The sequence below is a fragment of the Endozoicomonas sp. SESOKO4 genome, from assembly GCF_024606275.1.
This window is the reverse complement of sequence record NZ_JAHHPS010000345.1, coordinates 1-9,480: the sequence shown is the minus strand read 5'-3', so window position 1 is coordinate 9,480 and position 9,480 is coordinate 1. Positions and strand designations below refer to the sequence as shown.

Here is a 9,480-nt window from a genome sequence, read left to right as displayed (position 1 = left end):
CCAGGCATTGAATAAAGCAAAACCCCAGTTGAGTGATCGGCTGGGGTTTTTGTTTTGTGGAAAAAAGAAAAACAGTAGCAGTTCTCAGACATCCTGCCTTCCAATGCCTTCGGATTTTCCAGTTCATCAAAAGAAATATCCCTGAGCGGCCCACATCGACGGTAGTGAGAGACTTGTTCATGTGACAAAATCGCCGGGAACGATTTGGAAGCCGATGTTCAGAACGCTTTTGATATGGCCTATGCCCAGCATGTAAAACGTGCCAGCTATGACCTGTTCGATTTTCAAGATCATGGGTGTCAAAACACTTTAAGGTTGTGAACAACCTCCAGGCCTCTTCGTTCATTGAAGCCGTGCACTATCAAGGGGTTCTCCATGAAACTGAACGACTCCGGTCTTTTCAAACAGCAGGCCTACATCAATGGTAAGTGGGTCAGCGCCATAGAAACGCTTCCCGTTCAAAACCCGGCTACAGGTAAGGTGATTGCCCATATCCCCATGCTGGCGGCTTCAGATGTTCTTAACGCAATCAAAGCAGCAGAAGAAGCCTTTATAGGATGGCGAGCAAAAACAGCAGCAGAACGTTCTGGTTTACTCCGCAAGTGGTACACCTTGATCCGGGAGAATCAGGAAGATCTGGCCATGCTGATGACCACTGAACAGGGCAAACCGTTGTCAGAGTCCAGGGGCGAAGTGAGGTATGGTGCTTCTTTCATAGAGTGGTACGCCGAAGAAGCTAAACGAGCTTATGGTGATCTGATTCCTGCTACCAAAAGCAGCCAGAGAGTGCTGGTCACACGGGAACCGGTCGGCGTGGTTGCTGCAATAACACCCTGGAATTTCCCTAATGCCATGATCGCTCGAAAAGTAGCTCCTGCCCTGGCAGCAGGCTGTACCATTATTATCAAGCCTTCGGAGCTGACGCCTCTGTCGGCTCTTGCCCTGGTAGAACTGGCAGAACGAGCGGGTATTCCAGCAGGTGTTATTAATATTGTCACAGGTGATGCCAAAGAAATCGGTGCTGAGTTAACGGGCAGTCCTGTCATAAAGAAACTGTCGTTTACTGGATCGACTGCTGTAGGCAAACTATTAATGAAGCAATGTGCGGGCTCGGTTAAAAAAATCTCACTGGAGTTAGGTGGCAATGCGCCTTTCATCGTTTTTGATGATGCCAACGTCGATCAGGCGGTTCAGGGTGCGATAGCCTCCAAGTATCGGAACTCAGGTCAGACCTGTGTTTGTATGAATCGTCTGTTTGTTCAGGATGGTGTCTATGACGAGTTTGTTGAGAAGTTTTCCGAAGCGGTTTCCAGACTTACGGTGGGTCCTGCAATTGATGGCGACTTCAATCAGGGGCCTTTAATCAATGAGGCTGCACTGCTGAGGATCAGGAGTATTGTTGATGATGCGTTAGCCAAAAAAGGCCGACTGCTCACAGGAGGCCGCTCTCATAGTCTGGGTGGTCTGTTCTATGAGCCAACTGTTCTGGCGGATGCCTCCAGGGAGATGAAGTGCTATCAGGAAGAGGTGTTTGGCCCCATAGCCCCTGTCTTCCGGTTTCAGTGCGAAGAGGACGTGATCAGAATGGCTAACGATACCCAATATGGTTTAGCTGCATACTTTTATACTAATGACTTTAGTCGTGTATTCAGGGTAGCTGGAGCGCTGGAGTACGGCATGGTGGCTGTCAATGAGGGTGTGTTATCTACAGAAGTGGCCCCATTTGGAGGCATCAAGGAGTCAGGTATTGGTCGAGAGGGATCAAAGTATGGTCTGGATGAGTATCTGGAAATGAAATATGTACTATTAGGAGGCATCAACGCTTCCTGAGAGTAGTCAAAATCATTTGAGAAGAATAAAGTGCCAGGTCAGGAAGTCTCAGGTTGGCGGTCAGACTTAAGCCTGACCTGGCGGAGAGTGATTAACTTGGTTGATTCGTAATCAATCAGGCAGCTAAAGCGGTATCGCCTTCAAAACTGTTTCTGATCAGGTAATCAAAAGCACCCAGTGAGGCGTTGGCGCCGCTACCCATAGCAATAATAATTTGCTTGTAAGGTGCGGTTGTCACATCTCCGGCTGCATAAACACCTGGGATGGAGGTTTCGCCCCGGCTATCAACTACAATTTCACCACGTGGGGTTAACTCCATTGCCTCTTTAAGGAATTCAGTATTCGGTACCAGGCCAATCTGAACAAAAATACCTTCCAATTCTAAACTGATTTCGTCGTCTGTATTGCGGTCTTTATAGGTCAGGCCATTTACTTTATTACCGTCGCTTAGTACTTCTGTCGTCAGTGCGTTGGTAATAATGGTGACATTCTTTAAAGAACGCAGCTTTCGCTGAAGCACTTCGTCAGCTCTTAACTGGCTGTCAAACTCAATCAGCGTGACGTGGGAAACAATGCCTGCCAAATCAATAGCCGCTTCAACACCTGAGTTACCACCGCCAATCACAGCAACACGTTTGTCCTTGAACAGAGGTCCGTCACAGTGCGGGCAGTAGGCTACCCCTTTCCCCCGGTATTCCTGCTCGCCTGGCACATTCATCTCTCTCCAACGGGCACCGGTTGCTATCAGTACGGTTTTACTCTTCAGACTGGCGCCGCTTTCCAGTTGGATTTCTACCAGCTCTCCGGCGTTGCGGTCATTTTCAATCAGGGCGCTGGCGCGCTGGTTGCTCATGACATCTACGTCATAGTCGAGAACGTGTTGTTCCAGATTGGCCACTAGTTTTGGACCTTCGGTTTCCTTAACGGAGATGAAGTTTTCAATGGCCATGGTGTCCATCACCTGACCGCCAAAGCGGTCGGCTACCAGACCGGTACGAATACCTTTGCGAGCTGCATAAATAGCGGCGGCCGCACCCGCCGGACCGGCACCGACAATCAATAGATCATAAGGATCTTTCTTGTTGATGGCTTCAGCCGTGCGCTTTTCAGCATTTATGTCCAGTTTGGCAACGATTTCGGCGGTATTCATACGACCATGACCAAATGGCTGGCCGTTAACAAATACGGCGGGTACAGCCATGACCTGCTTTTCATCCACCTCATCCTGAAACAAGGCACCGTCGATCATGGTGTGCCGGATACCGGGATTCAAGACGGCCATCAGGTTCAGAGCCTGAACAACCTCAGGGCAGTTCTGGCAGGACAGGGAGATATAAGTTTCAAAATTGAACTCGCCTTCCAGTTGTTTGATCTGCTCGAGCAAATCAGCTTCCATCTTGGCTGGATGACCACCGCTCTGGAGAATAGCCAGTATCAATGAGTTAAATTCGTGGCCCATAGGCAGCCCGGCAAAGCGGATTGCAGGGCGATTGTCCTGGCCTTGAATGGCCATGGAAGGCCTTCTTTCCAGCTCGTTGTTACTTTCACTTAACGTGATTTGGCTGGAGAGTGATTCAAGGTCTTTAGCAAGTGAAGCCATTTCCTGTGATTTCGCAGAGTCATCAAGAGACACAACGATCTCAACAGGTGTTTTCAGGTTCTGAAAGTAAGCTTCCAATTGCTTTTTGATGTTTGCATCTAACATGATTGACTCGCTTGATCTTTTCGATTTGGTTCAGGCTCTCTGCTGTTGAATAATGGCAGGGAGCCCGGACAGTTTAGATTTTGCCGACCAGGTCCAGGGAAGGCGCCAAAGTTTCTTCACCCGGTTGCCATGCAGCCGGGCATACCTGACCAGGGTTCTCTGCGATGAACTGAGCCGCTTGAATCTTGCGAACCAGCTCTCCAGCGTTACGGCCAATACCCGAATCGTGAGTTTCAACGACTTTGATCTCACCCTCAGGGTTCATGACAAAGGTGCCTCGCAGAGCCAGACCTTCTTCTTCGATCATGACTTCAAAGTTGCGAGTGATCTGACCGGTTGGGTCGCCGATCATTGGGTATTTGATCTTGTTAATGGTCTCAGAGCTGTCGTGCCAGGCTTTGTGAGTGAAGTGGGTGTCTGTGGAGACGGAGTACACTTCAACACCCATAGCTTGAAGTTGTTCGTAGTGGTCAGCCAGGTCACCCAATTCAGTCGGGCAAACAAAGGTGAAGTCTGCCGGGTAGAAGAAGACAACAGACCACTTGCCTTTCAGGCTCTCTTCGGTCACTTCAACGAAGTCGCCATTGTGAAAAGCAGTGGCTTTGAACGGCTTGATTTGTGTATTAATGAGGGACATGGTTTATTCCTTCTTGCTGGTAATCATTCTGTTTTTTAGTCAGCCGTTTTCGGTGGCGACATGGAAAGAATATGCCGATTTGATTGATTGGTATAATTGATCGTTCAAATGCTATTAATAGATTTAATCTATTGGTCAGGTGGCGGGTTATATTTTTCTGTTCATTGCAGCAGCTTTATTTGATAGAGATGTATCAAACTCAACAGGCTTTTTGTGCAGCTACGCGCTGATATACATACTCCGTTTTTCTGAGCTTGCTGAAGGGCTACGGCACTGTAATTCGACAGGCTTAGTGCTACTACGATATGGGGTATGGCGCTAGCGTGTTTTGCGGGCAAATAGATAAGGAAACAGCTTCAGTTTCTCATCGGCTGTCAGGTTATTCATCTGTTTAATGTTTCTATCGGGAATGCCATCCGGGTTCGGGTAACTGGCCAGGGCCTTCTCCAGGCTGTCTTCCCGGATAATATGCAGAAGAGGGTAGGGGGAACGGTTGGTCAGGTTTTCATCATCTTCCGGGTCAGTATCGGCAAAGCAGTAATTTGGATGGAAACTGGCTATCTGGAACTGACCTTCCCAATGGAAGCCGCGAAGCAGGGCATCCACATGCTGCAGAAACTGGTTATAGTCGTCAAAATCCTCAAGCATGTTCGCGATGACAATCAGGGTGGTCTCCAGTTCACTGGCAGGTGTCTCGGCAGCAAGTGTCAGTTCAGACTGCAACGTCTCCAGCAGAGCGTCTTCCGTGGTATCCCTTGAGAGGGTGATTCGAATCTGGTTGTGTTGCTCTGGCCAGGCTGCAAAGGGGCAGAGATCCAGGCCAATCACGACCTCTTTAAGCCATTGGCTGACTGCATTAATCTCTTTACTCATGGGGGGAAGTCCGGGTTAATGTGTCACCAAGTATGGCAGAAAGTACTTTTCGGAGCACGAAAGTGGCAGAGATAGGCAACAGCACTGAGCTGTTGATTTCAGTAAAAATACCGTAATGTTCATCAGTAGTAACCTGTGCTGATGAGAGTGCGTGCATGTCTGCAATTGAAATGGCTGCGGCTATTGTCCTGATCTTGATCTGTTCCGGATTATCCTGGCTGTTTGCCAGACAAAGAGCGGCTGCCGGATTGGCAAAGCTGACTGCACAGATGCATCAGCAGGGGCTCAGAATTTCTGAACTTGTCGCAGAGCAGGATCAGCTTTTCAGTGAAAGGGACAAGCTGCAATGGGATAATCGCGACCTGCACATTATAAAAGGAAAACTGGAAACCCTGCTGAATAATGAAAAACACAGAGTTCAGGAAAGAGAAGAGTCACTCAGGGAAGGTCTGTTAAAACATCGGGATGAGCAGGAAGCCCGGTTTACTGCAGAAAAGCAGGTTCGGGAATTGAAGGTCAGGCTTGAAGAGCAACAGTTGCAAAATGACAAGTCATTGCGGCAGTTGGAAGACAATAAACAAGTGCTTAAGGAGGAGTTTGGTAATCTTGCAAATGAGATTCTGGAAGCCAAGAGTCAATCGGTTTCACAACAGCATCAGGCAGGTTTGGAAAACCTGCTGAAACCTTTCAAGGAACAACTCGGCGAGTTTCGAAACAAGGTCGAAGAAGCCAGAAAAGCGGACAACGAAGGTCGGGCTGCGCTCAAACAGCAGCTGGAGACCCTGCATAATCTGAACCAGAAGATCACCGATGAAGCAGGCAACCTTGCCAGAGCTCTGAAAGGTGATAAAAAGCTACAGGGTAATTGGGGTGAGTTGCAAGTTGAAAAGATTCTGGAGAGCAGTGGCCTGATCAAAGGGCAGGAGTACCAGCGGGAAGCCAATTTCAAGGATGAAGAAGGCCAGAACAAACGGCCTGACTTTATCGTCTATCTACCCGAACAAAAGCATCTGATTATTGACTCCAAAGTCTCGCTGGTGGACTACCTGAGTTATGTCAATGCGGAAACCGATGCCGAGCGTGAAGCCGCTCTGAAGAGACATATACAAAGCATACGGAACCACATCCACAGTCTTAACGAGAAAGATTATCCCTCACTGCCAGAGGTTAAAGCGCCAGACTTTGTCTTTATGTTCATGCCGGTTGAACCTGCCTTCATGGTGGCCTTCCAGCATGACCAGCAATTATTCAATGAGGCTTTTGAGAAGCGTATTGTGGTGGTAACACCCACCACACTTTTGGCCACACTCAGAACAGTGTCTAACCTCTGGACAATAGAAAGACAGAATGCCAATGCCCGAAAGCTGGCTGACAAGGCTCGCCAAGTGTACGACAAACTTCGTATTTTTGTTGAGAAGATGGAAAAGCTGGATCAGCAACTGACCAGTGCCAGAGGTACATACGATGACGCTATGGGCACCTTGAAGCACGGTCGGGGGAATCTGATCTCTCAGGCGGATCAGTTCTTGAATCTGGGGGTGCGAGTGAAAAAGGAGCTGCCCAGACAGACGCTGGAAACGGCTGACTTGGGAAGCGACATAGCCATCGAGTGTGATCAGCAATCCATTGAGGATGATGAAGACTGATAAGACGATTCATCGGTTTTCTGCATCGACTCTTGATCCGAAAAAAGGGTTTCCTGAATAAACTGGAATCTGGAAGGGAGCAGCCGGTGCTTTTTAAAGACCCGGTAGATCGTTTCATAAGCGCGCTCAGGCAATCCCACTACCTTGATCCTTTCAGGAAAGGCGAAAGATCTGACAGCTGATACCGGCAGCACCGTAAACCCTAATCCTGCCGCTACAGGCTCGAGTATCAGGTTAATCTGGTTGATGTAGCCGTTGGCCGGGAAGTCAGAAATCCCCCTGAAGACGCCAGGAAAATTTTCCTCAAGCAACAGGCTGGCATGATGTTCTGCGTCCGGGTGATGAATCATACCCAGTGTCCGGAGCTGTTCATATTCCCGAAATTGGAAGTTTACAGGTACGACCAGACAGACTTCTTCGGTCATGACAGATTGAGCCTCCAGGCTGCTGGATTCCGGCTTCTGGCTCATATAGCCACAGTCCAGACGATTGTTTAGCAGTTCAGACTCAATCCGGTGGTTTGGGGCAATCTCAAAAAATATTTTCAGGCCCGGGTTCCTTTTCTGGGCGTTGATGAGTCTTGGGTAAAGAGCCAGACCCAGGGCTCCGGGTGAAGATAGACGACATAAGCCGGAATGGGGGTCATCCCTGTTTAGCGCCTCCCTCAGATTTTCTTCACCTTCCAGTATTTTAAGGGCAAAGCGATATACCATTTCACCCGCTGGAGTCAGTTCAAAGTGTTTGCCCTGGCGGTTGATCAGGCTTGTCTGATAATGAGTTTCCAGTTTCTTAATATGCTGGCTGACTCCGGGTTGGGTCATAGCCAGAAGATCTGCCGTTCGGGTGAAGTGACCCTGCTCGATCAGGGTAATGAAGGTTCTCAGCCAGCTTGGATTTACCATAATTAAATATTATTAAATATATTATAAATAATAATTTTAAGTTGTTGATTGGTTTTTTTAAACTGCTGCCATTGATGAAAAACGGATGGAGTTTGCTCAATGTCTAATACAGTTTACCCTCGCACCTTTTCACACATCGGAATCTCAGTACCGGATCTGGAGAAAGCCGTTAAGTTCTACACCGAGGTGTTGGGCTGGTACCTGATTATGGAGCCCACAGAGATTGTAGAAGATGACAGTGCTATTGGTGTGATGTGTACTGATGTTTTTGGTCCTGAGTGGGGATCATTTCGCATCGCACATATGTCAACAGGTGACAGAATCGGTGTAGAGCTGTTCGAATTCAAGAACTACGAAGAGCGTGACAATAACTTTGAATACTGGAAGCCCGGTGTCTTTCATTTCTGTGTTCAGGACCCGGATGTTGAAGGTCTGGCAGAAAAAATTGTTGCCGCAGGTGGCAGGCAGCGTATGCCAGTTCGTTACTACTACCCGGATGAAAAGCCTTATCGTATGGTTTATATGGAAGACCCGTTTGGCAATATTCTGGAAATCTACAGCCACAGCTACGAGCTGATTTATTCTTCTGGTGCTTACACCAAGAGCTGAAGTCTGTTTCACTGCTTCTGATTTCGTTAGCCGGTAAAGGATAAACTGACCACGGTTCAGATTATTTTTTACCGGTTCATGGTTGGTCTGAAAAAGTGAATATCATGAATCTGGAGTTACTATAGATGATTTGTCAAAAATGACTTTTGTCGCATGATTGTCACCCGTTTTAAAGACAACAAAGCCTTGGCTTATGGAGTGAAGCAATGAAAAATGTGCTGATTACCGGCTGTTCATCCGGCATTGGGCTGGCGTTGGCTTTGGAGTTGAACCAGAGGGGGTTCAAGGTCTGGGCCACAGCAAGAAAGCTGGAATCAATCAAACATCTGTCAGAAAAAAGAATCAGGACAGCAGAGCTGGATGTCACTGATGAGGACCAGGTTAACAGGGTATTGAAAGAGATTCAGGCTGAAGATGGCGGATTGGATATCCTAATCAACAATGCAGGCTATGGTGGAATGGGGGCAGTGGCTGAATTACCCCGCGAAGAACTCCTGCAACAGTTTGAAACCAACGTCTTTGCTCCGGTATTGCTAGCCAACAAAGTCATCAAGGAAATGTGTGCTAACAAGGAAGGTACGATCATTAATATTGGCAGTATTTCAGGAGAAGTCACTACGCCTTTCTCAGGGCTTTATTGTGCTTCAAAAGCTGCCTTCAATAGCTTTTCCGATGCTTTGAGAATGGAGCTTCAGCCGTTTGGCATCAGAGTTCTGACCGTATTACCCGGTGCGATCAAATCCCGATTTGCAGAGAATGCCAATGAAGCACTTGATCGGGTGTTTACTGAAGACTCCCTGTATTTTCCAATTGAAGAGGGAGTCCGAGCACGAGCGAGTGCTTCTCAGAACAGACCGACCCCTGCCGAGACAGTAGCTTTAGAGATTGCTGCCTGGCTGGAATCGTCAAGTCAGCGGGGCATTTTAAGAGTGGGCAATGGCAGTCGGGCGCTGCCAGAGCTGAAAAGATGGCTGCCTGTTTCATGGTTTGAGGCTATTCTCAGGCGCAAGTTCAGGCTTGACCGTTTGTCCGTTAAGTAATTGCCCTAAAAGTAGAAAAAAAGTGCATTTTGGCTTTGCCTTTCAGACACTCCTGCTATAAAGTACGGCTCCGTTCGCAACAACAGACGCGAACAACGACAACGGTGAGGTGTCCGAGTGGCCGAAGGAGCACGCCTGGAAAGTGTGTATACGGAAACGTATCGAGGGTTCGAATCCCTCCCTCACCGCCAGTGAACAATTTAGTATTACGCGCTCGTAGCTCAGCTGGATAGAGTAC

General features: G+C 48.1%; 8 protein-coding genes and 1 tRNA gene. 5 read left to right on the top strand and 4 right to left on the bottom strand.

Annotation, left to right across the window (positions count from 1 at the left end):
• Nucleotides 1-375 precede the first annotated feature (375 nt).
• Entirely contained in the window at nucleotides 376-1,830 is a 1,455-nt protein-coding gene (locus tag KDK16_RS06790; RefSeq protein WP_257275297.1) for an NAD-dependent succinate-semialdehyde dehydrogenase, read from the top strand.
• 115 nt (nucleotides 1,831-1,945) lie between these two features.
• Here KDK16_RS06790 and ahpF read toward each other — a convergent pair whose 3' ends face one another.
• The 3 genes from ahpF to KDK16_RS06775 all read right to left on the bottom strand — a co-directional run bounded on the left by ahpF (nucleotide 1,946) and on the right by KDK16_RS06775 (nucleotide 5,045).
• Nucleotides 1,946-3,535, bottom strand: coding sequence for an alkyl hydroperoxide reductase subunit F (ahpF, locus tag KDK16_RS06785; protein WP_257275296.1), 1,590 nt, complete (start codon nucleotides 3,533-3,535; stop codon nucleotides 1,946-1,948).
• 73 nt (nucleotides 3,536-3,608) lie between these two features.
• Nucleotides 3,609-4,172: an alkyl hydroperoxide reductase subunit C gene (gene ahpC / locus KDK16_RS06780; protein ID WP_257254284.1), complete on the bottom strand. Its 564-nt coding sequence runs from the start codon at nucleotides 4,170-4,172 to the stop codon at nucleotides 3,609-3,611.
• Between the two features lie 318 nt (nucleotides 4,173-4,490).
• On the bottom strand, nucleotides 4,491-5,045 hold the full coding sequence (locus KDK16_RS06775; RefSeq protein ID WP_257275295.1) for a DUF1415 domain-containing protein: 555 nt from the start codon (nucleotides 5,043-5,045) through the stop codon (nucleotides 4,491-4,493).
• A 155-nt stretch (nucleotides 5,046-5,200) separates the two neighbouring features.
• Here KDK16_RS06775 and rmuC point away from each other — a divergent pair, with 155 nt between their 5' ends.
• Entirely contained in the window at nucleotides 5,201-6,691 is a 1,491-nt protein-coding gene (gene rmuC / locus KDK16_RS06770; protein ID WP_257254921.1) for a DNA recombination protein RmuC, read from the top strand.
• Here rmuC and KDK16_RS06765 read toward each other — a convergent pair.
• Nucleotides 6,661-7,593, bottom strand: coding sequence for a LysR family transcriptional regulator (locus tag KDK16_RS06765; protein WP_257275294.1), 933 nt, complete (start codon nucleotides 7,591-7,593; stop codon nucleotides 6,661-6,663). The genes rmuC and KDK16_RS06765 overlap by 31 nt on opposite strands.
• A gap of 99 nt (nucleotides 7,594-7,692) precedes the next feature.
• On the opposite strand from KDK16_RS06765, the gene KDK16_RS06760 reads away from it, so the two are divergent.
• The 3 genes from KDK16_RS06760 to KDK16_RS06750 all read left to right on the top strand — a co-directional run bounded on the left by KDK16_RS06760 (nucleotide 7,693) and on the right by KDK16_RS06750 (nucleotide 9,433).
• Nucleotides 7,693-8,202 carry a lactoylglutathione lyase family protein gene (locus KDK16_RS06760; RefSeq protein WP_257275293.1) on the top strand — a complete coding sequence of 170 codons (510 nt, stop codon included), beginning with the start codon at nucleotides 7,693-7,695 and terminating at the stop codon, nucleotides 8,200-8,202.
• Between the two features lie 206 nt (nucleotides 8,203-8,408).
• Entirely contained in the window at nucleotides 8,409-9,242 is an 834-nt protein-coding gene (locus KDK16_RS06755; RefSeq protein WP_257275291.1) for an SDR family oxidoreductase, read from the top strand.
• 103 nt (nucleotides 9,243-9,345) lie between these two features.
• A tRNA-Ser gene (locus KDK16_RS06750) sits at nucleotides 9,346-9,433 on the top strand.
• The last annotated feature ends 47 nt before the right edge of the window (nucleotides 9,434-9,480 follow it).

What these genes read in the sequence shown, in the direction of transcription:
- rmuC (WP_257254921.1), top strand. Translation starts at nt 5,201, where the DNA reads ATGTCTGCAATTGAAATGGCTGCGGCTATTGTCCTGATCTTGATCTGT.
- KDK16_RS06755 (WP_257275291.1), top strand. Translation starts at nt 8,409, where the DNA reads ATGAAAAATGTGCTGATTACCGGCTGTTCATCCGGCATTGGGCTGGCG.
- ahpF (WP_257275296.1), bottom strand. Translation starts at nt 3,535, where the DNA reads ATGTTAGATGCAAACATCAAAAAGCAATTGGAAGCTTACTTTCAGAAC.
- KDK16_RS06765 (WP_257275294.1), bottom strand. Translation starts at nt 7,593, where the DNA reads ATGGTAAATCCAAGCTGGCTGAGAACCTTCATTACCCTGATCGAGCAG.
- ahpC (WP_257254284.1), bottom strand. Translation starts at nt 4,172, where the DNA reads ATGTCCCTCATTAATACACAAATCAAGCCGTTCAAAGCCACTGCTTTT.
- KDK16_RS06790 (WP_257275297.1), top strand. Translation starts at nt 376, where the DNA reads ATGAAACTGAACGACTCCGGTCTTTTCAAACAGCAGGCCTACATCAAT.
- KDK16_RS06760 (WP_257275293.1), top strand. Translation starts at nt 7,693, where the DNA reads ATGTCTAATACAGTTTACCCTCGCACCTTTTCACACATCGGAATCTCA.
- KDK16_RS06775 (WP_257275295.1), bottom strand. Translation starts at nt 5,045, where the DNA reads ATGAGTAAAGAGATTAATGCAGTCAGCCAATGGCTTAAAGAGGTCGTG.